This is a genomic window from Streptomyces sp. NPDC058008 (genome assembly GCF_042886395.1).
Classification (GTDB): Bacteria; Actinomycetota; Actinomycetes; order Streptomycetales; family Streptomycetaceae; genus Streptomyces.
Genome location: NZ_JBHVQX010000032.1, coordinates 74,972 through 94,454 on the forward strand (window position 1 = coordinate 74,972; position 19,483 = coordinate 94,454).

17 protein-coding genes and 1 pseudogene are annotated in these 19,483 nt (G+C 72.8%); 7 read left to right on the forward strand and 11 right to left on the reverse strand.

The window, feature by feature from the left end; all coding sequences use genetic code 11:
• The first annotated feature begins 73 nt into the window (after positions 1-73).
• Positions 74-2,062, forward strand: a complete 1,989-nt coding sequence (gene recQ / locus ACFVS9_RS27485) for a DNA helicase RecQ (RefSeq protein ID WP_389936396.1) — start codon at positions 74-76, stop codon at positions 2,060-2,062.
• Between the two features lie 150 nt (positions 2,063-2,212).
• On the opposite strand, the gene fahA is transcribed toward recQ, so the two are convergent.
• The 3 genes from fahA to ACFVS9_RS27500 form a co-directional block, all read right to left on the reverse strand.
• Positions 2,213-3,442, reverse strand: a complete 1,230-nt coding sequence (gene fahA, locus ACFVS9_RS27490; RefSeq protein WP_389936399.1) for a fumarylacetoacetase — start codon at positions 3,440-3,442, stop codon at positions 2,213-2,215.
• A 110-nt stretch (positions 3,443-3,552) separates the two neighbouring features.
• The gene (locus tag ACFVS9_RS27495) at positions 3,553-5,547 is read right to left on the reverse strand and encodes a CocE/NonD family hydrolase (protein ID WP_383115890.1); all 1,995 of its coding nucleotides are present in this window, start codon (positions 5,545-5,547) and stop codon (positions 3,553-3,555) included.
• 9 nt (positions 5,548-5,556) lie between these two features.
• Positions 5,557-7,056: a peptide MFS transporter gene (locus ACFVS9_RS27500; RefSeq protein ID WP_389936402.1), complete on the reverse strand. Its 1,500-nt coding sequence runs from the start codon at positions 7,054-7,056 to the stop codon at positions 5,557-5,559.
• 156 nt (positions 7,057-7,212) lie between these two features.
• Between ACFVS9_RS27500 and ACFVS9_RS27505 the strand changes: the two genes are divergently transcribed.
• The 5 genes from ACFVS9_RS27505 (at position 7,213) to ACFVS9_RS27525 (ending at position 12,606) form a co-directional block, all read left to right on the forward strand.
• Positions 7,213-8,223: a polyprenyl synthetase family protein gene (locus ACFVS9_RS27505; protein ID WP_383115888.1), complete on the forward strand. Its 1,011-nt coding sequence runs from the start codon at positions 7,213-7,215 to the stop codon at positions 8,221-8,223.
• A gap of 243 nt (positions 8,224-8,466) precedes the next feature.
• Positions 8,467-9,699 carry an outer membrane lipoprotein carrier protein LolA gene (locus tag ACFVS9_RS27510; protein ID WP_383115887.1) on the forward strand — a complete coding sequence of 411 codons (1,233 nt, stop codon included), beginning with the start codon at positions 8,467-8,469 and terminating at the stop codon, positions 9,697-9,699.
• 156 nt (positions 9,700-9,855) lie between these two features.
• Positions 9,856-10,842, forward strand: coding sequence for an ABC transporter ATP-binding protein (locus ACFVS9_RS27515; RefSeq protein WP_383115886.1), 987 nt, complete (start codon positions 9,856-9,858; stop codon positions 10,840-10,842).
• A complete protein-coding gene (locus tag ACFVS9_RS27520; protein WP_389936407.1) occupies positions 10,829-11,713 on the forward strand; it encodes an ABC transporter permease in 885 nt (294 codons plus the stop codon). The genes ACFVS9_RS27515 and ACFVS9_RS27520 overlap by 14 nt, the downstream gene beginning before the upstream one ends.
• A gap of 197 nt (positions 11,714-11,910) precedes the next feature.
• A complete protein-coding gene (locus tag ACFVS9_RS27525) occupies positions 11,911-12,606 on the forward strand; it encodes a TetR/AcrR family transcriptional regulator (protein WP_383115884.1) in 696 nt (231 codons plus the stop codon).
• Here the strand turns inward: ACFVS9_RS27525 and ACFVS9_RS27530 are convergent.
• From ACFVS9_RS27530 to ACFVS9_RS27560, 7 genes are all read right to left on the reverse strand, one after another.
• Complete coding sequence (locus ACFVS9_RS27530; protein ID WP_389936410.1) at positions 12,599-13,144, reverse strand: flavodoxin family protein; 546 nt, start codon at positions 13,142-13,144, stop codon at positions 12,599-12,601. The two genes, ACFVS9_RS27525 and ACFVS9_RS27530, sit on opposite strands and share 8 nt — an antisense overlap.
• 113 nt (positions 13,145-13,257) lie before the next feature.
• Entirely contained in the window at positions 13,258-14,067 is an 810-nt protein-coding gene (locus ACFVS9_RS27535) for an HAD-IIB family hydrolase (protein WP_389936413.1), read from the reverse strand.
• A 65-nt stretch (positions 14,068-14,132) separates the two neighbouring features.
• On the reverse strand, positions 14,133-14,582 hold the full coding sequence (locus tag ACFVS9_RS27540) for a VOC family protein (protein WP_389936416.1): 450 nt from the start codon (positions 14,580-14,582) through the stop codon (positions 14,133-14,135).
• Positions 14,583-14,647: 65 nt separating this feature from the next.
• Positions 14,648-15,097 (reverse strand): hypothetical protein, encoded by a 450-nt coding sequence (locus ACFVS9_RS27545; protein WP_383115880.1) that lies wholly within the window; start codon positions 15,095-15,097, stop codon positions 14,648-14,650.
• Positions 15,098-15,109: 12 nt separating this feature from the next.
• The gene (locus tag ACFVS9_RS27550) at positions 15,110-16,711 is read right to left on the reverse strand and encodes an FAD-dependent monooxygenase (protein ID WP_389936421.1); all 1,602 of its coding nucleotides are present in this window, start codon (positions 16,709-16,711) and stop codon (positions 15,110-15,112) included.
• Between the two features lie 71 nt (positions 16,712-16,782).
• Positions 16,783-17,772, reverse strand: a complete 990-nt coding sequence (gene rarD, locus ACFVS9_RS27555) for an EamA family transporter RarD (RefSeq protein WP_389936424.1) — start codon at positions 17,770-17,772, stop codon at positions 16,783-16,785.
• A gap of 120 nt (positions 17,773-17,892) precedes the next feature.
• Positions 17,893-18,753 (reverse strand): SDR family oxidoreductase, encoded by an 861-nt coding sequence (locus tag ACFVS9_RS27560; protein ID WP_383115877.1) that lies wholly within the window; start codon positions 18,751-18,753, stop codon positions 17,893-17,895.
• Positions 18,754-18,880: 127 nt separating this feature from the next.
• Here ACFVS9_RS27560 and ACFVS9_RS27565 point away from each other — a divergent pair, with 127 nt between their 5' ends.
• Positions 18,881-19,288, forward strand: coding sequence for a winged helix-turn-helix transcriptional regulator (locus tag ACFVS9_RS27565; RefSeq protein ID WP_389936427.1), 408 nt, complete (start codon positions 18,881-18,883; stop codon positions 19,286-19,288).
• A 7-nt stretch (positions 19,289-19,295) separates the two neighbouring features.
• Here ACFVS9_RS27565 and ACFVS9_RS27570 read toward each other — a convergent pair.
• Positions 19,296-19,483: pseudogene (locus tag ACFVS9_RS27570) on the reverse strand (2-oxoacid:ferredoxin oxidoreductase subunit beta); the annotation flags it as partial.

Sequence of the window (19,483 nt, forward strand, 5' to 3'; positions counted from 1 at the left end):
TCCGGCGTTGTCGTACGCGGCGCCTATGGTTGCAGTGGACGGGTGCGGCAGCAGGGAACGGAGCGGGCGGACGATGAGTGTGACGACCGAGAGCGCTGCGCAGCAGACGCTGCACCGGGTGTTCGGGTACGAGGCGTTCCGCGGCGAGCAGGGCGCGGTGATCGAGCACGTCGTCGGCGGCGGCGACGCGGTCGTGCTCATGCCCACCGGTGGCGGGAAGTCCCTCTGCTACCAGATCCCCGCGCTGGTCAGGCCCGGCACCGGCATCGTGATCTCGCCGCTGATCGCGCTCATGCAGGACCAGGTGGACGCGCTGCGCGCGCTGGGCGTCCGCGCGGGCTTCATGAACTCCACGCAGGACTTCGACGAGCGCCGCTCGATGGAGGCCCAGTACGTCGCGGGCGAGCTGGACGTGCTGTACCTCGCCCCCGAGCGGCTGCGCCTCGACGCGACGCTCTCGCTGCTGGCCCGCGGCGAGATCTCCGTGTTCGCCATCGACGAGGCGCACTGCGTCGCCCAGTGGGGCCACGACTTCCGCCCCGACTACCTGGCCCTGTCCGTGCTCGGGGAGCGCTGGCCCGACGTCCCCCGCATCGCGCTGACGGCCACGGCGACCGACGCCACGCACCGGGAGATCACCCAGCGCCTGGGCATGCCCGAGGCCAGGCACTTCGTCGCCAGCTTCGACCGGCCGAACATCCAGTACCGCATCGTGCCGAAGGCCGACCCGAAGAAGCAGCTGCTCACCTTCCTCAAGGAGGAGCACGCGGGCGACGCGGGCATCGTGTACTGCCTCTCGCGCAATTCGACGGAGAAGACCGCCGAGTACCTCTGCCGCAACGGTGTCGAGGCCGTGCCCTACCACGCGGGCCTGGACGCCGGGACGCGTGCCGCCCACCAGTCGCGCTTCCTGCGCGAGGAGGGCCTGGTCGTCGTCGCGACCATCGCCTTCGGCATGGGCATCGACAAGCCCGACGTGCGCTTCGTCGCCCACCTCGACCTGCCCAAGTCCGTCGAGGGCTACTACCAGGAGACGGGCCGTGCCGGCCGCGACGGGGCACCGTCCACGGCCTGGATGGCGTACGGGCTCCAGGACGTCGTCCAGCAGCGCAAGCTGATCCAGGGCGGCGAGGGCGACGAGGCGTTCCGGCGCCGGGCCGCCTCGCACCTCGACTCGATGCTGGCGCTCTGCGAGACGGTCCGCTGCCGACGCGCCCAGCTCCTGACGTACTTCGGCCAGGAGCCCGGCGAGGACACCTGCGGCAACTGCGACACCTGCCTCACCCCGCCCGAGACCTGGGACGGCACGGTGGTCGCCCAGAAGCTGCTCTCCACCGTGGTGCGGCTGAAGCGCGAGCGGAACCAGAAGTTCGGGGCCGGTCAGATCATCGACATCCTGCTGGGCCGCAAGACGGCGAAGACCATCCAGTTCGACCACGACCAGCTCTCCGTCTTCGGTATCGGCGAGGAGCTCGCCGAGGCGGAGTGGCGCGGTGTGGCACGCCAGCTTCTGGCCCAGGGGCTGCTCGCCGTCGAGGGCGAGTACGGCACGCTGGTGCTGACCGAGGAGAGCGGCTCCGTGCTCGGCCGGGAGCGCGAGGTGCTGCTCCGTAAGGAGCCCAAGCGGCCCACGACCCGCTCCTCCTCCGGTGAACGCAGGGGCAGGTCGTCCGCCGCGGTGGCCGACCTGCCGGCGGAGGCCGTCCCGGTCTTCGAGGCACTGCGCGCCTGGCGCGGGGCCCAGGCCAAGGAGCTCGGCCTCCCGGCGTACGTGATCTTCCACGACGCGACCCTGCGGGAGATCGCGGCCCTGCGCCCCGGCTCCCTCGCGGAGCTGGGCGGGGTCAGCGGACTGGGCGAGAAGAAGCTCGCGACGTACGGCGAGGGCGTCCTGGAGGTGCTGGCGGGCCTCGGCGACGCCGCGCCCCCGCAGCCCGCACCCGAGGCGGAGGCGGAGGCGGCGCCCGCACCGGACCGGGCCCAGGTGCCGCCGGCCCGGACCCCGGACCGGGGAGCGGAAGCGAAGTTCGGCTGGGACGAGGAGCCGCCCGAGTTCGACTGAGCGCGGTTCAGGCGCCCCCGGGGCCGCTACCCGCCGACGGTCCCGCACGCGGGGTTCTCCGGGCCGGAACCCCCGGGGAAGTGCCGGGCCCGCCCGGACGGGCGCACGCGGGCGCCCGCGGGCGTGCGCCCGTCCGGCCCTGTCCGCCGCTCACGGCGTGGCGGTGATCCGTCCGGTCACGTCACCGAGCCCGACCCGGGTGCCGTGCGGTCCGGGTGCCCACGCGGTCAGGGTGACCGTGTCGCCGTCCTCCAGGAACGTCCGCTTGCCCTCGGCCAGGTCCAGCGGATCGCGGCCGTTCCACGTGAGTTCGATCAGGGAGCCGCGCTGCTCCGGCTCCGCGCCGCTGACCGTGCCGGACGCGTACAGGTCCCCCGTGCGCAGCGACGCGCCGTTCACCGTCATCTGCGCCAGCTGCTGGGCCGCCGTCCAGTACATCGTGGAGAACGGCGGCTCGGAGACGGTCTGCCCGTTGATCGCCACGGAGATCCGGATGTCGAAGCCGCCCGGCTCCTCGTCGTCCGCGTCCTCCAGATAGGGGAGCAGCTCGGCGTCCCGGGCGGGGGGCGCCGTGCGGGCCTCGTCCAGGGCCTCCAGCGGGGTCACCCAGGCCGACACCGAGGTGGCGAAGGACTTGCCGAGGAACGGGCCCAGCGGGACGTACTCCCAGGCCTGGATGTCCCGCGCCGACCAGTCGTTGAGCAGCGAGAGCCCGAAGACGTGCTCGCGGAAGTCACCGAGGGCCACGGGGGAGCCCTGCTCCGAGGGGACACCCACGACGAAGCCGACCTCGGCCTCGATGTCGAGCTTCACCGAGGGGCCGAAGACGGGCGCGGGGTCGGCGGGTGCCTTGCGCTGCCCGGAGGGGCGCACCACGTCCGTGCCGGACACGACGACCGTGCCGGCCCGCCCGTGGTAACCGATGGGCAGGTGCTTCCAGTTGGGCGTGAGGGCCGCACCGTCCGGACGGAAGATCCGCCCCACGTTGGTGGCGTGGTGCTCGCTGGCGTAGAAGTCGACGTAGTCCGCGACCTCGTACGGCAGGTGCAGCGTCACCGAATCGAGCGGGTGGAGCAGCGGCTCCAGCTCCGGCCGGTGGCTCGGGACCGTCACCCACGCCGTCAGTGCCCGCCGGACATCGCGCCAGGCGGTCCGCCCCGCCGCCAGCAGCGGCATCAGGCTCGGCTGCGCCAGCAGTCTGGCGTACGGCGAACCGAGTGCGCGGGCCGCCGCTCCGGCGTCCAGCACGTGTCCGCCGATGCGGACTCCGACCCTTCGGTCCTCGGGATGTCCGGGGGTGGAGAACACACCGTACGGAAGGTTGTGCGGACCGAAGGGATCGCCCTCGGCCAGGTCGAGCGGGCTGCTCTGCTCGGGCATCTGTCGCTGCCCCTTTCCAGTCGCTTGAGGAACACGGTACGTCGGCGACGCCGGTCGGCGGCAGGGCCTCAAGTAGGCGTAATGCCCGGAAAGTTACGCGATAACCCTGGTCAGCCCGCTGTCCGTGGGATCCGCTTCTCCCAGCTCCGGTGGAAGACGATCTCGTCGCCGTCCCGGCACACGACCTCGTTGGAGGTGATGAAGTCGTCGGCGTCCGCGCTCAGCTCCGAACGCGTCTCCACCCGGACGTCCCAGGCCATCTCCGGCCGGTGCAGCCGGATCGTCCAGTCGGAACGGGCCCGTGCCGAGAGCGGGTCGTCCTGCTGGATCGTGTACGTCTCCAGGGCGTCCTCGGTGAACTCCAGCCCGTCCGGGTAGACGCGCGTGCCGCCGTAGCGGGGATCGACCTCCAGGCGCCATTCGCCCTTGGCCACGTCACGGACCACCAGGCGCTCCGGGCGCTGCTCGTCGAGCGTGACCGGGTGGACGACGCCCAGCGGCTCGGACTGCTCGGGTTCGCCGAAGGTGATCGCCGGGTCCTCGGTGTGCCGGCGGACCGGGAGTTCCACCAGGCTGCCGTCGGCCTCCAGCGTGAAGCCCGCGGAACCCGCCTGGGGCCAGATCCACGGCCAGTACGAGGACGAGACGGCGATCCTGATGCGGTGGCCGGGCGGGAAGGTGTGCCCGATCCCGTTCAGTTCGAAGCTGACGTCCTCGGTCTCCCCGACAGGCCAGTCCTCGCAGCGGTCCCGCCCGTGCCGGGTGGCCAGGTTGAGGGCGCCGCGGGTCACCAGGGTGGAGGAGCCGTCGGGTGCCACGTCGCAGAGCCGCGCGACGGCCTGGCCGCGCGGCACGTCCATCCGCAGGCGGAGCTGCACCCGGGGGCGGCCGAGGATCTCGATCGGGCCGTCCTCGACGGGGAACTCGAAGCACACCGACTTGGCGTCCTCGTCCCGCTGGTCGGGCGGCAGGTCGCCGTCGTTGCCGAACGGGAAGAAGCGGCCCGCGTCCAGTCCGGTCTGCTGCGGTGAGCGGACCGTCTGCGGACCGCCGGCCAGGGCGTACGCCACCGGGGTGACGTTCCCGGACGGCCAGGTGGCGTCCCCGACCCAGCGGCCGGGCAGCGTCTCGTAGACCGTCGCGGGCGGGTGCGAGCCGCTGATCCAGGACCGCAGGAGGGGTTCGTTCATCACCCCGGTGTCCTCGTCCTTGAGGTGCTGGTCCCACCAGCGCAGCGTCTCCTGGAGGAAGCCGATCGCGGGTCCCGGGGGCAGGCCGCGGTCCGGGTACTGGTGAGACCAGGGGCCGATCAGTCCGCGCACCTGCCCGGGGTCCAGGTGCTCGACGAGCCTGAGGACGGTGTCGCGGTACGGGTCGTGCCAGCCGCCCACCGCCAGGACCTTCGCCTTGACGGCACCGTAGTCCTCGCAGACGCTGCCGTGCTTCCAGTAGGCGTCGCGGGTCTGGTGGGCCAGCCAGGTGTGGATGAACGGCTCGACCTTCTCCAGCCGCCGCAGCCACATGTCACGCCAGTCCTCGCCGACGTCCGCCGGGTCCGGGGGACGGGAGACGAAGGCCAGCATGGTGGAGGCCCAGGCGTGCATGTCCACACCGAGGACGGAGCCGCCCATGTAGTGGACGTCGTTGTCGTAGCGGTCGTCGGCCGAGCACACGGTGACGACCGCCTTCAGGGGCTCCGGGGCCAGCGCGGCGATCTGGAGCGAGTTGAACCCGCCCCAGGAGATGCCGAACATGCCGACCCGCCCCGAGCACCACTCCTGCTGGGCCAGCCAGTGCACGACCGCGACCCCGTCCGCCAGCTCCGTGGCGTCGTACTCGTCGCCCGGCATGCCCTCGCTGTTGCCGTGCCCGCGCACGTCCACGCGGACGGAGGCGTAGCCGTGGCCCGCGTACCAGGGGTGGCGCTGCCAGTCGCGCGGCGCCGTCCAGTCGCTCAGCCGGTAGGGCAGGTACTCCAGCAGCGCGGGCACCGGCTCGTCGGTGACCGGCCGCCAGATCCGGGCGTACAGCTGGGTGCCGTCCGCCAGCGGGATGTAGAGGTCCTCGTGGGTGGTCTCGTACGGGAAGTCGGTGCGGATGCGCATGGCGGTACCTCAGTGGACGGGGTGCATGGTGCGCTTGAGCCAGGGAGCGGCGGCGATGACGGCCACACCGGCCGCCACCGCGATAGCGCCATTGACACCGAAGTAGGCGGGGTTGGAGACCTCGCCGTAAAGCTTCACGATCTGTGCCTGGATGCCGTTGGCGAGGGCGAGCGACAGGAACCACAGCGCCATCGTCTGGCTGGCGAACGCCTTGGGGGCGAGCTTCGTGGTGGCGGACATGCCGGAGGTCTCCAGCAGGATGTCGCCGAGGCCGAGGAGGAGGTAGGAGCCGACGATCCACCAGGCGGCCATCTTGTACGTCTCGTCGGCGTGCCCCGAGGTCGGCAGGACCATCAGGAGGAAGGACAGGCCGCCGAGGATCACCCCGATCGCGATCTTGTTCGAGGCGTGCGGCTGCCGCGGTCCCATCCGGGCCCAGACGGCCGCCACCACGGGCGCCAGCGCGACCTCGAAGGCACCCAGCGCGGAGGCGTACCAGCTCGCCGGGAAGTGGAGGCCGAAGATCTCCGTACGCGCGTTCGTCGAGGCGAGCAGGATCATCGTCGAGTACGCCTGGAAGAGGATGAAGTTGAAGACGACGGAGGCCAGGAACAGGACGACGTACGGCCGGAGCCGGCCGCGCTCCTCCGCGTCGACCCGGGGGCTCCTGAACATCACCACGAAGTACACGACCGGCGCGATCACCGAGATGACGGTGAGCACGTCGACGAACCGGTCCAGGGTGAGCCAGCCGGCCAGGGCCAGGGCCGTCGCCACCAGCGCCACGGCCACGGCGCCGGCGACGATCGTCCGGACGGCCCTGCGCATGGGACCGGGGGCGAGGGCGTACTCGGCCGCGTGCTTTCGCCCGGCCAGGTGACGCCGGCCGGCCACGTACTGGATCAGGCCGAGCGTCATGCCGAAGGCGGCGGCGGAGAATCCCCAGTGCCAGCTCGCGTGCTCGCCCAGCCAGCCGGTGACCAGCGGGCCGGCGAAGGCACCGATGTTGATGCCCATGTAGTAGAGCGCGAAGCCGGCGTCGCGGCGGTCGTCCTCGGTGCCGTAGAGCTTGCCGACCATCGAGGCGACGTTGGGCTTGAGCAGGCCCGTGCCCGCGCTGATCAGGCCGAGGCCCACCCAGGTCATGGCGGCCGTCGGCACCGCCATGGCGTAGTGGCCGCAGGCGATGAGGATGCCGCCGTACAGGACGGCGCGGTACGAACCGAGGATGCGGTCCGCCAGCCAGCCGCCCGCGACCGACACGAGGTAGACGAGGGTGCCGTAGGCGGCGGACACGGAGGCGGCGGTGCCCGGGTCCATGCCCATGCCGCCGTCGGAGACCGTGTCGGCGAAGAAGAGGACCAGGATGGCCTGCATCCCGAGGAACGAGAACCGCTCCCAGACCTCCAGTCCCGACAGGGTCATCAGGCCCCGTGGCTGGCCGAAGAAGGCGTGATCGTCTCCGGGCGGCGGCTGGGCCGGTTCGGTACCGGGCGCGGTGTGGGACAAAGCGACAACTCCTGATCGTATGAGCTGATGCCGAACATACCGGCGGTGGCGGGAAGGCGCCCACGGTGATCCAAAGGGGACCGGATACGCTGACTCGAGTGAGGACAGCGACACATCGACATTCCGTGTGATCGTCAGCAGACAGGAGATCCCCTCGTGACCGTCGTCGGGCCGTTCGGACTGAGCGTGCGGGACCAGGCTCTTGAGGCCGATGTCCAGGCCGGTTTGGCCGCTGTCGAGGCGGGGCTGCTGGATGCCACCAAAAGTGAGGTCCCGTTCATCACGGAGGCCGCGCAGCACCTCGTGAGCGCGGGCGGCAAGCGTTTCCGGCCCCTGCTGGTGATGCTCGCGTCGCAGTTCGGCGACCCCGACGCCCCGGGCGTCGTCCCCGCCGCCGTCGTCGTCGAACTGACGCACCTGGCGACGCTGTACCACGACGACGTGATGGACGAGGCGGACGTACGCCGCGGGGTGGACAGCGCCAACGCCCGCTGGGGCAACTCCGTCGCCGTCCTGACGGGTGACTTCCTCTTCGCCCGGGCCTCGCACATCCTGGCCGACCTCGGGCCGCAGGCCGTCCGCATCCAGGCGGAGGCGTTCGAGCGCCTGGTCACCGGTCAGATCCTGGAGACCGCGGGACCGCGCGACGGACGCGACCCCGTCGACCACTACATGGACGTGCTGGGCGGCAAGACCGGCTCGCTCGTCGCCGTCTCCGGCCGGTTCGGCGCCCTGATGGCGGGGGCCGACGAGGCGGTCGTCGACATCCTCACCCAGTACGGCGAACGCCTGGGCATCGCCTTCCAGCTCGCCGACGACTTCCTGGACATCGCCAGCGACTCCCACGAGTCCGGCAAGACGCCCGGCACCGACCTCCGCGAGGGCATCCCCACCCTGCCGGTCCTGCACCTGCGCGCGCGGGCGGCGGCCGGCGGGAGCCCCGAGGACAAGGAACTCGTCGAACTCCTCGACGGCGACCTCGCCGACGACGCCCGGCTCGCGGAGGCGCTGCGCCGGCTCCGCGCCCACCCGGCGCTCGAACAGGCGCGGCGCGACACCGTCCGCTACGCCCAGGAGGCACGGGCGACCCTGGCGCCGCTGCCCGAGTGCTACGCGAAGGCCGCGCTCGAAGAACTCTGCGACGCCGTGGTGCACCGCGCGGGCTGATCCCCGCCCCGGGCCCCGGTCGGCCCACCGGGGGCGGGCGAACCCCTAAGGGCCCGGTGCACCCGGCGCCTTGCGGGTCATCCCGGAGAGGTACGCCCAGTTGCTCCCGAGGGCTGACGCTTGTCCTCGCCCGATTTGGTCAGATGGATGACAACCACTCCTGACCACATCGGGTGAGAATGGCGGCGGGGAGTGGACGAGTGCAACGGGATGGCAGCCGCCGACCACGGAGGTAGAGCACACATGGCACCGAACGACAGCGCGGAGACCAACGGCGAGGCCACGGGCACTGTCGTGGGCCGCCGCAAGGCGGCACGCTACATCGTCCCGTTCGCGGTGGCGGGAGTGGCGGCGGCGACGATCGGACTCGTCCCGGCGCTCGCGGACTCCGGCGACCCGGACCTTCCGGACATCACCGCCCAGGAACTCGTCGAGAAGATCGCCGCGTCCGACCAGGAACAGCTCTCCGGCACGCTGAAGGTCAGCACCGACCTCGGCATCCCCTCGCTCGGCGGGCTCGCCGGCTCCTTCGCGCCGGACTCCGGTGCGGCGGGGTCGAGCGCGTCCCCGGACACCAAGCTGATGGAACTCGCCTCCGGGACGCACACGCTCCGGGTCGCCGTCGACGGCCCCGACAAGCAGCGCCTGTCGATCCTCGGCGAGGGCTCGGAGTACAGCCTCGTCCACAACGGTGACGACGTCTGGGGCTACGACAGCGCGAGCGACGAGGTCTACCACGCCACGTCCGGAGCCGACGGGCACACGGGCGGCGGGGCCGGGGAGCACAAGAAGGCCGAAGGGGTGCCCGCCACCCCGAAGGAGCTCGCCGAGGAGGCGCTCGCCGCCGCGGACGGCACCACGTCCGTCACCGTCGGCGGCACCGCGCAGGTCGCCGGGCGCGACGCGTACAAGCTCGTGATCAAGCCCGAGCAGTCCGGTTCGACGATCGGCTCCGTCACCGTGGCGGTCGACGCCGCGACCGGCGTCCCGCTGAAGTTCACACTGGCCCCCAGCGGCGGCGGCAAGGCCGCGGTCGACGCCGGCTTCACCAAGGTCGACTTCGCGAAGCCCGACGCCTCCTCCTTCACCTTCACCCCGCCCAAGGGCGCGAAGGTGACCGAGGCCGACGACCTGAAGGCCGGGGCGGAGAAGAAGGGCGCGACGGACAAGGCACCGGAGGGCCTGGGCGCGCTGGAGGACTTCAAGGGCCTCAACGTCATCGGCAAGGGCTGGAACTCCGTCGCCGAGATCGAGCTGCCGGGCGGGGCGGGGCTGCCCGCCCCGGGCTCCGGCGGCGGACCCGCGCAGGCCCAGCAGTTCCTGGACGCGCTCGGCGACAAGGTCACCGGCGACTTCGGCTCGGGCACGGTCTTCCGTACCCGCCTGGTCAACGCCCTGCTCACGGAAGACGGCAAGGTCTACGTCGGCGCCGTCACCGGGGACGCCCTGGTGAAGGCGGCCGACACCGCCCGGTAGGACGCACCGTACGCCCCGCCCCGTCGTACGCTCCGTACGGCGGGGCGGTTCGTGCGGACGGGCCCCGCGCACGCGGGGCCGCGCCGGGCATCGCGTACGGCACACGGCGTGCGGGGCGCGGGCGCCGGACACGGCGGGACAGGACCGGGAGTGCGGATGACCGACACAGCGGCCGCCACGGCGGGGCCGGAGACGGGGCCGGGATCCGGCGCCGTGATCGAGACGCGCGGGCTCACCAAGCGCTACCGGGGCGGCCGGCCGGCCGTCGACGGGCTCGACCTCACCGTCCCCGGCGGCAGCGTCTTCGGCTTCCTCGGCCCCAACGGCTCCGGCAAGACCACCACGATCCGGATGCTCATGGGGCTCATCGACCCGACCGCCGGGACCGCGCACGTCCTGGGCCACCCCATGCCGGCCGCCGCCCGCACGGTGCTCCCGCAGGTCGGCGCGCTCATCGAAGGGCCCGCGCTGTACGGCTTCCTGACGGGCCGGGGCAACCTGGTGCGCTTCGACTCCGCCGACCCGTCCGCCGACCCGCGGACCCGGCGCGCCCGGGTGGAGCACGCCCTCGAACGGGTCGGGCTCGCGGCCGCGGCCGGCAAGAAGGCCAGGGCGTACTCGCTCGGGATGAAGCAGCGCCTCGGGCTGGCCGCCGCCCTGCTCCAGCCCCGCAGACTGCTCGTACTGGACGAACCGACCAACGGCCTCGACCCGCAGGGCATGCGCGAGATCCGCTCCCTGGTCCGGGAGCTCGCGGCCGAGGGCACCACCGTCTTCCTCTCCTCGCACCTCCTGGACGAGATCGAACAGGTCTGCACCCACGCGGCGGTGATGGCCCGCGGCAGGCTCCTCGTCCAGGGCCCGGTGGCCGCCCTCGCCGCGGGCACCCGGGGCCGGCTCAGCGTCACCACCCCCGACCCCGTCGACGCCGCACGCGTCCTGGCGGAACACGGGGCGACGGGGCTGGTGACCGAGGGGGACCGGGTGAGCACCGACGCGCCGTCGGCCGCCGTGGACCTCGCGGAGATCAACGCCGCCCTGGTGCGCGCGGGTGTCCGGGTACGCGCCTTCGGGCTCCAGCGGGCCTCGCTGGAGGACGCCTTCGTCGCACTCACCGGAGAGGGATTCGATGTCGCAGGCTGAACGCACGGCGGCCCCCGCACCCCGCGCGCCGCGCCGCGCGCTGTGGACCCTCGGAATCCTCCGGTCCGAACTCGCCACCACGCTGCGCCGCCGGCGCACCCTGGCCCTGCTCGGTGTGCTGGCGGCCGTGCCGGTCCTCATCGGGATCGCCGTCCGGATCGAGACGGGCGGCGGCCCGCGGGGCGGGCCGGGCGGCGGAGGCCCCGCCTTCCTCTCCCAGGTCACCCACAACGGCCTGTTCCTGGTCTTCGCGGCGCTCGCCGCGACCCTTCCCGTCTTCCTCCCGATGGCCGTCGGCGTCGTCGCGGGGGACTCCGTCGCGGGCGAGGCGAGCGGCGGCACCCTGCGCTACCTGCTGGTCGCACCGGCGGGCCGCACCCGGCTGCTCCTCGCGAAGTACGCCTCCGTGCTGGTGTTCTGTCTGGCCGCCACCCTGGTCGTTGCGGCCTCGGCACTCGCGGTGGGAGCACTGCTCTTCCCCGTGGGGGAGGTCACGACGATCTCGGGCACCCGGATCGGCTTCGGCGAAGGACTCCTGCGCGCCGGGCTCGTCGCGGTCATGGTGGCGGTCTCCCTCACCGGCTTCGCCGCGCTGGGCCTCTTCGTCTCCACCCTGACCAACAGCGGGATCGCGGCGATGGCGGCCACCGTCGGGGTGCTGATCACCGCGCAGATCCTGGACACGATGCCGCAGCTGCACGCGGTACACCCGTACCTCTTCCCGCATTACTGGCTGTCCTTCACGGACCTGCTGCGCGACCCCGTCTACTGGGACGAGCTGGTCAGGAACCTGGGCCTGCAGGTGGTGTACGCGGCGGTGTTCGGCTCCGCGGCCTGGGCGCGCTTCACGACGAAGGACATCAGCGTCTGAGGGGTGCGGCACCGGCCGTCCGCACCGCCGGCCGGTCGAGCCGTCCCCCGATCGGCTCGTCGCGGCACGAACGGCACGAACGGTGTGCTGAACGGAACGTCACGACACGGTACGTTCCGTTTCCAGCCTGGTCATTGTTCGACTTTTGGCGACGACCTGTCAATAAGCGGTGGGGGTAATCCCCCTATGCTCACCGAATGATCACATCGCCGAGTTCCCTGCGCCGCAGCGAGAGGTCACGACGGGCGACGCTGGACGCCGCCCTGGAGCTGTGCACGGAGAAGGGGTACGGCCGGGTCACGATCGAGGGCATCGCGGCCCGCGCGGGTGTGAGCAAGAAGACGATCTACCGCTGGTGGCCGTCGAAGGGCGCGGTGATGCTGGAGGCGTTCGCCGAGAGGTTCGTCGGCGCCACTCCGTTCGTGGACAGCGGCGACGTCGCGGCCGACATGCGCAGGCACATCAACGGCGCGGTGAAGCTGGTCACCACCGCCCCCTACGGCCCCGCCTACGCCGGGATCCTGTCGGAGATGCACCACGACGACGTCCTCGCGCAGGCCGTACGCGAACAGCTGGTCGGCCCCCGCTTCGACGCCGCCGTGGGGCGCCTGCGCCGGGCCCAGGACCAGGGGCAGATACCGGCCGGAGCCGATCTCCCGCTCGCGGTCGAGATGCTCTACGGACCCGTCTACTACCGGCATGTGCTGCGGAACCCGCCTCAGGACGAGGCGACGGTGACGGCGCTCGTGGACCACGTCCTGCGGTCCCTGGGCGTCGTCGTCCGCGACGCCGAGGGGGAGGGCGGTGGCTCCGGGGACCCCGCGGGCGGGGCGTCCGGCGCGGGCGGCGCACCTGCTCGGGACGGCGCCGCCGCGCCCGGCGGTCTCAGCTGAGGAAGGTCTTCGCCCGCGCGACGGCGCCGGTGTCGGACAGCACGTCACCGGGCCTGCTGCCGTTGCCCAGCAGCACCCCGCCCCAGCGCATCCCGAGGTAGCGCGCCGAGTTCCGCAGGGTCCCCACGAGCGGGTCGGCGGCCGACGGGTCGGTGTCCGCGAGTGCGGTGACCCCCCACAGGGTCTTGCCGGCCATCCGCTGCCGGAAGCCCGCTCCGGGATCCCTCAGCCACCCCGACCAGTGGTCCAGGTAGCGCTTGGCGGAGGTGGAGACCGCGTACCAGTACAGCGGTGAGGCGATGACCACGTCGGTGGCGGCGAGTGTCGCCTCCAGCAGCGTCGCGGCGTGTCCGGCGGGGGCGGGGTGGCCGCCCGCGTGCCGCCGGTCCTCGAAGTCGGGCAGCGGGAGCTCGCGCAGGTCCAGCCACCGCTGCCCCGTACCGGCCGGGAGCTGTTCGGCCGCGAGCCGTGCGAGCGTCTCGGTGTTGCCGCCGGCGCGGCTGCTGCCGAGCAGGAAGAGGACGTCGCGTGTGGTCATGGTGGCCCCCCGGAATGGATGTGTGCGGCGTTTACCCGCGTACGCAGCATATGCATGTGCATGGAATAGGGGGAGGTGTTTTCCGGCCGCCGGGCCCGGGCGGCCGGGCGCTCTCAGGGGAAGAGGCGGTCGAGGACCACCGCGACCCCGTCGTCCTCGTTCGAGAGCGTGACCTCGTCGGCCGCGGCACGCAGTTCCGGGTGCGCGCCTGCCATCGCCACCCGGTGGCCCACGAGGCGGAACATGGGCAGGTCGTTGGGCATGTCACCGAACGCCACCGCGCCGGCCGGGTCGCGGCCCAGCAGCCCGGCGGCCGAGGAGATCCCGGTGCCCTTGTCCACACCGTACGGCGCGAGTTCCACGGTCCCCGGGCCCGCCATCGAGACGGACGCCAGATCGCCCACCGCCCCACGGGCCGCCGCGGCCAGTTCGTCGTCCGTCAGCTCGGGGTGGCGTATCAGCACCTTGATGACCGGCGCCGCCCACAGCTCCGCGCGGTGCCGGGTGCGCTGTGCGGGGAGCGAGGGGTGCGGCATGCGGTAACCCGGCTCGATCAGTGTCCGTCCGTCGGCGCCGTCCTGGTCCACCGCCGCGAAGACCTGCCCCACCTCCGCCTCGATCTTCCCCAGCGCTGTGTCGGCCAGCTCGCGGTCCAGGGTCACCGAGCTGACCATGCGGGCCGCCCCGGCGTCGTACACCTGCGCGCCCTGTCCGCAGACCGCGAGGCCGTCGTAACGGAGGTCCGCCAGCAGGGCCCGTATGCCGGGGACCGCCCGGCCCGTGACGATCAGATGCGGCGCCCCCGCCGACGCGGCGCGGGCCAGGGCGGCGCGGGAACGGGGGCTCACGGTGTCGTCGGAACGCAGCAGGGTGCCGTCCAGATCCGTGGCGACGAAGGTGTATGCGGCGGGTGGCGTGACCATGGGGCCAGCCTAGAGAGATCGCCTTCCCGCCGTACGCCGCTGACCTGCGCGGACGGTCGGACCCGTCAGTGGACGCAGAATTCGTTGCCCTCCGGGTCCAGGAGCAGCTGCCACGACCCGCCCGGGACCTCGACCGTCCGCAGCGTGCTCGCCCCCAGCCCCACGAGCCGTTCCGTCTCCGCCTCGCGCTGCCCCGGGGCCGAGTGGACGTCCAGGTGGAGGCGGTTCTTCGCCGTCTTGGGCTCCGGTACGCGCTGGAACAGGAGCCGGCGGCCGAGCCCGGTCCCGCTCCGCTCCTCGTACGGATCCTCCGGGTGCCGCACCGCGGCCAGATCGCGCCAGGCGCGGCGCCCGTGCGGCTCGACGGTGTCCGCTTCGGTCACCGCCCCGGCGCCGAGCAGTTCCTCGATGAGAGCGCTGTTGTCCTCCACGACGTAGCCGAGGGCCTCGGCCCAGAAGTCGGCCTGGGCGTGCGGGTCCTGGGCGTCGACGACGACCTTCCAGTGCAGAGTCATGGACACCGTTTGTACCGGCTGTCCGGGCACCGCGGCAACGGGCACGCCGCGACCGGTCCGCCCCGTCAGCGCGGCGGGCAGACCGCGCAGACGTGGCCGTCGCAGGCGGTCAGGAGCTTCCCCGCCGCCTCGCGCACCGCCGGATCGCCGTCCGCGGCGAGCCGTTCGGCCGCCGTCCGGCCCGCCAGGACGGCGAGATGCGCGTCCCTGGTCCACTCCGGGTGGTGCGCGTGGCCGTGGGAGAGGATCGTCCCCAGCAGGCCGAGCACCCCCGCCCGGTCCTTCACGGTCTCCGTGGCGGCGAGTTCCCAGAGGAACGGCACCGTGGCGACCGTCGCGTCGAACACGGCCAGCGCGCCGATCCGCTGCCCCAGATCGCTCAGGGCGTCCTCGGCCGACTCGCTGTCGCCCCAGGCGATCCGCGACAGCATCCCGGGGACCTGGGACGCGGAGCCCTGGGCATGGCGCAGCTCATGCCACCGGACGTGCCTCATGCCCCGCAGGATGGTCCCCATCCGGGCACTCAATCAGCCTTTGGGGGTGCCGTCCACCATGCCTGCCCCACGCATCGGTTCCGGCTCCCGCGCCCCGTCCAGCGCCGCCAGGTACCGGCGTACCGCGCCGTCGTCGGCGGCGTCCGCGATCAGCCCCACGTGGTTGTCGGGGCGGACCACGACGACGGCGTCCCCCTCGACGCCGTACGCCCTGCGGGCGTGCCCGTCCCGGTCGTGCAGTGCCCCCGGCAGCGGGGCGGCGGTCCCGGGGCCGTACACCCGGAAGGTCCGTACGGCGTCCCCGTGGAAGGCCGCCGCCTCCCGCAGTACGCGCTCGGATCCCGGCCCGAAGCCGAGCACCGTGAGGTGCGGCCCGGCGAAGGCGTGGAACAGCCGGGTCGGCGCACCGGTCGCGGCGTCGGCGCAGGGGGCGTCCGGGGCGCGGTCACCGGACCGGACGCGGCCCCGGCCCCCGGGGCGGGCGAGGGAGCTCCACCGGTAGCCCGGGTGGGGTCCCGCGGCCGACGGGGCGACCGCGGCCTCGAGCCCGCCGCCCGGCTGCCTGATCGCCTCCAGCGTGGCCCGCAGCCGTTGCGAGGTGAGGTCCAGCGTCCGGGCGGCGACCGGCAGGCGCTCCTCCTCGTAGGTGTCCAGCAGCGCCGCCCCCGCCCGTCCCCGCAGCACCTGGGCGAGCTTCCAGCCGAGGTTGTGGGCGTCCTGGATGCCGGTGTTCATGCCGAGCCCGCCCGCGACCGCGTGCACATGGGCGGCGTCCCCGGCGAGCAGGACCCGGCCCACCCGGTAGCGGTCCGCCATGCGCACGTTGACGCGGTACGTCGAGAGCAGGGTGGCCGAGGTGAGGTGGGCGGCCGGCAGCCGGGTGTGCCGGGCGAAGAGGCGCCTGAAGCCGTCGGGGGAGGGGGCGAGGGCACGGCCCCGCGCGTCCCGCTCCGGACCCGACTGGTACCACCAGCCCGCCCGCGTGCCGGGGACGGGGCAGAGCATGACGGCCCCGTCCTCGTCGAACCACTGGTGCCAGACGCCCCGGTCCAGGACGCCCGGGGTGATCTCGACGTCGCCGCAGACCATCAGCCGCTCCTCGTCGGTCTCCCCCTCGAAGGGGATGCCGAGCAGCGTGCGCACGCGGCTGTGCGCGCCGTCGCAGCCCACCACGTAGCGGGCGCCGGCGCGGGAGCCGTCGGCGAGGGCGGCGGTCACCGAGGTGCCGTCGTCGGTGATCCCCACGACCTCGGTGCCCGTCTCCACCGCCACGCCGAGTCCGGCGAGGCGGTCGCGCAGGATCTCCTCCAGCCGCCACTGCGCGATCAGCCGGCCCCGGTCGTACGGCGCGTCCGGCGTCGGCGCGGAACCGGCGTACGGGTCGGTGTCCGTGACCGCCGCGCCGTCGCGGTACTTGCGCATCGGGAGCGGCGCCCATCCCGCCGCCAGCACCGCCTCGACGACCCCCAGGTCCTCCAGCACCTCGAGGGAGCGGGGGTCGGGGCCCTTCGCCCGTGAACTGCGGGGGTGACCGGGCGACTTGTCCACGATCCGGACGCCGGTGCCGCGCCTGGCCAGATCACAGGCCAGCGTGAGCCCGGTCGGGCCCGCGCCCACGATCAGTACGTCGGTCATGCCTGCTCCTCGGTCCGCGCCGTCCTCGACCCACAGAGAAACGCAACCGAGTCAAAAAAGCAACTGAGTCACTATTTTGGCGCCGGGGTGCCCGTGTCCGGTGCGGAAGCGGAAGCCGTCCCGAGAGGCGCCGCCGCCTCCGCGGCCCGCACGGCGAGCCGCAGTGCCTCCGCCCGCGTGCGCCGCGTCGCACGTAGCGCGTCCCAGGTCAGCAGGATCAGCGCCACCCAGACCAGGGCGAAGCCCGCCCATCGCTCGGGCGGCATCGCCTCGTGGAAGTACAGGATGCCGAGCGCGAACTGGAAGACCGGCGCGAGGTACTGCAACAGTCCCAGGACGGACAGCGGCACCCGGATCGCCGCGGCCCCGAAGCAGACGAGCGGGATCGCGGTGACGAGCCCCGTCGCGGCGAGGAGGACCCCGTGGCCCGCGCCCCCCGCCAGGAACGTCGCGTCACCGCTCGCCCCGAGCCACAGCAGGAAGCCGAGCGCGGGGACGAACAGCACGGCGGTCTCGGCGGCCAGCGACTCCAGGCCGCCCATGTTGACCTTCTTCTTCGCCAGGCCGTACGTCGCGAACGAGAACGCCAGCGCCAGCGAGATCCACGGCGGCTGCCCGTAGCCGACGGCCAGGACGAGCACCGCGGCGAAGCCGGTCGCGACCGCGGCCCACTGCGCGGGCCTCAGCCGCTCACCCAGCAGCAGGACGCCCATCGCGATCGTGACCAGCGGATTGATGAAGTAGCCGAGGGACGCCTCGACGACGTGGCCGTTGTTGACGGACCAGATGTACAGACCCCAGTTGACGGAGATCACGGCCGCGGCGACCGCGATCAGCCCCAGCCGCCGGGGCTGCCGTATCAGCTCGCCGATCCACGCCCAGCGGCGCAGGGCCAGCAGGGCGACGGCCACGACACCCAGCGACCAGACCATCCGGTGGGCGAGGATCTCCACCGCCCCGGACGGTTCCAGCAGCGGCCAGAAGAGGGGGACGAGCCCCCACATCCCGTACGCGCCGACTCCGTACAGCAGGCCAGCCCGCTGCTCGTTCTTCCCGTTCACGGGCCCTCCCGGCGCTCCCCTGCGTCGGCGGTCGGCCGACTGCACGACGGTAGCGCCGGAAGGGCCCTCTGTCATTGCCGTCTCACGGAGACGGTCGTGACAGGTGACCGGGGGGCCCGGTCAGGCCGCGGCCACCGCCGCGGCGACCGTCTCGGCCAGGGGAGTGGTGGGCCGGCCGATCAGACGGGCCAGGTCCCCGCTCGTCCCCGCGAGCAGACCGCGCGCGATGGCCTCGTCCACGTCCACCAGGATCGCGGCGAAGGGCCCGGGCACTCCGGCACCGGTGAGGATCTCCTGGTGGACCGCCGCCGGCACGTTCCGGTACGTGATCTCCTTGCCGGCCGCCTCCGCCACCACGGCGGCGTACTCCGCCAGCGACCAGGCCACGTCCCCGCTCAGCTCGTACGCCCTGCCGAGGTGGCCCTCGCCGGTCAGTACGGCGGCGGCCGCGTCGGCGTAGTCGGCCCTGGTGGCGGAGGCGACGCGGCCCTCGCCCGCGTTCGCGACGACGGCGCCGTGCTCCAGCACGGGCGCCAGGTTCTCCGTGTAGTTCTCGGTGTACCAGCCGTTGCGCAGGAAGGTGTACGGCAGGCCGGAGTCCAGGACCAGCTGTTCGGTCACCTTGTGCTCGGCGGCCAGCTGGAAGTCCGCGTCCGGCCCGCCCAGTACGCCCGTGTACGCGAGCTGCGCCACGCCCGCCGCCTCGGCGGCTCCGATCAGGGCGGTGTGCTGGGGGATGCGCCGGCCGACCTCGTTGGCCGAGATCAGCAGCACCCGGTCACCCGCCCGGAACGCGTCCGTGAGGGTCTCGGGCCGGTCGTAGTCGGCGATGCGCAGCTCGACGCCACGGGCGGCGAGGGGGGCGGCCTTGTCCTTGTCGCGGACGACGGCCGCGACCGACGCGGCGGGGACCGTGGCGAGCAGGCGCTCGACGACGAGGCGGCCGAGATGGCCGGTGGCTCCGGTGACGACGATGCTCATGGCTTTCCTCCTGATGGGCCGGCCGGTCGCCGGCCCGTGCGCTGTTCCTTGCGGCGTGAACTCTTCTCCTCACTCTAGGGTGCACACTTTCTAAACGAAAGTACCCACTTTGAAGTAAGGTACTGGCATGAACGTAAGCGGTATCAGGGTCCCGGGCGTCAACCAGCCGATGTGCCCTTCCAGGCAGGTGCTGGAGCACGTCACCAGCCGCTGGGGGGTGCTGGTGCTCGCCGCCCTGCTGGAGCGCTCGTACCGCTTCAGCGAGCTGCGCCGCACCGTGGGCGGGGTCAGCGAGAAGATGCTCTCCCAGACCCTGCGGACGCTGGAGCGGGACGGTTTCGTGCACCGGGATGCCATGCCCGTGATCCCGCCGAGGGTGGACTACTCGCTCACCCCGCTCGGCAGGGAGGCCGCGGAGCAGGTCTGGGGCCTGGCCCGGTGGGCGGAGCGGCGGCTGGAAGCGGTGGAGCGCGCCCGCGAGACGTACGACGGGGCCCGGAGCCGGCCGGCTCCGGACCCCGTCGGGCAGGACTGACGGCCAATCAGCCGACCACGGTCCACGTGTCCTTACCGGACAGCAGGGCGCTCAGGTCGCCCTTGCCGTGCTGCTCGGTCGCGGTGTCGAGCTGGTCGGACATGAGGGTGTCGTAGACGGGGCGTTCGACGCTGCGCAGGACTCCGATGGGGGTGTGGTGGAGGGTGTCGGGGTCGGCGAGGCGGGTGAGGGCGA

Bases quoted from the DNA above. Each gene is read 5' to 3' on its own strand.
- ACFVS9_RS27525 (WP_383115884.1), top strand. From the start codon at position 11,911: ATGATCACATCGCCGAGTTCCCTGCGCCGCAGCGAGAGGTCACGACGG.
- ACFVS9_RS27550 (WP_389936421.1), bottom strand. From the start codon at position 16,711: ATGACCGACGTACTGATCGTGGGCGCGGGCCCGACCGGGCTCACGCTG.
- ACFVS9_RS27535 (WP_389936413.1), bottom strand. From the start codon at position 14,067: ATGGTCACGCCACCCGCCGCATACACCTTCGTCGCCACGGATCTGGAC.
- ACFVS9_RS27520 (WP_389936407.1), top strand. From the start codon at position 10,829: ATGTCGCAGGCTGAACGCACGGCGGCCCCCGCACCCCGCGCGCCGCGC.
- ACFVS9_RS27515 (WP_383115886.1), top strand. From the start codon at position 9,856: ATGACCGACACAGCGGCCGCCACGGCGGGGCCGGAGACGGGGCCGGGA.
- ACFVS9_RS27545 (WP_383115880.1), bottom strand. From the start codon at position 15,097: ATGGGGACCATCCTGCGGGGCATGAGGCACGTCCGGTGGCATGAGCTG.
- ACFVS9_RS27540 (WP_389936416.1), bottom strand. From the start codon at position 14,582: ATGACTCTGCACTGGAAGGTCGTCGTCGACGCCCAGGACCCGCACGCC.
- ACFVS9_RS27560 (WP_383115877.1), bottom strand. From the start codon at position 18,753: ATGAGCATCGTCGTCACCGGAGCCACCGGCCATCTCGGCCGCCTCGTC.
- ACFVS9_RS27495 (WP_383115890.1), bottom strand. From the start codon at position 5,547: ATGCGCATCCGCACCGACTTCCCGTACGAGACCACCCACGAGGACCTC.
- ACFVS9_RS27510 (WP_383115887.1), top strand. From the start codon at position 8,467: ATGGCACCGAACGACAGCGCGGAGACCAACGGCGAGGCCACGGGCACT.
- recQ (WP_389936396.1), top strand. From the start codon at position 74: ATGAGTGTGACGACCGAGAGCGCTGCGCAGCAGACGCTGCACCGGGTG.
- fahA (WP_389936399.1), bottom strand. From the start codon at position 3,442: ATGCCCGAGCAGAGCAGCCCGCTCGACCTGGCCGAGGGCGATCCCTTC.
- ACFVS9_RS27565 (WP_389936427.1), top strand. From the start codon at position 18,881: ATGAACGTAAGCGGTATCAGGGTCCCGGGCGTCAACCAGCCGATGTGC.
- ACFVS9_RS27530 (WP_389936410.1), bottom strand. From the start codon at position 13,144: ATGACCACACGCGACGTCCTCTTCCTGCTCGGCAGCAGCCGCGCCGGC.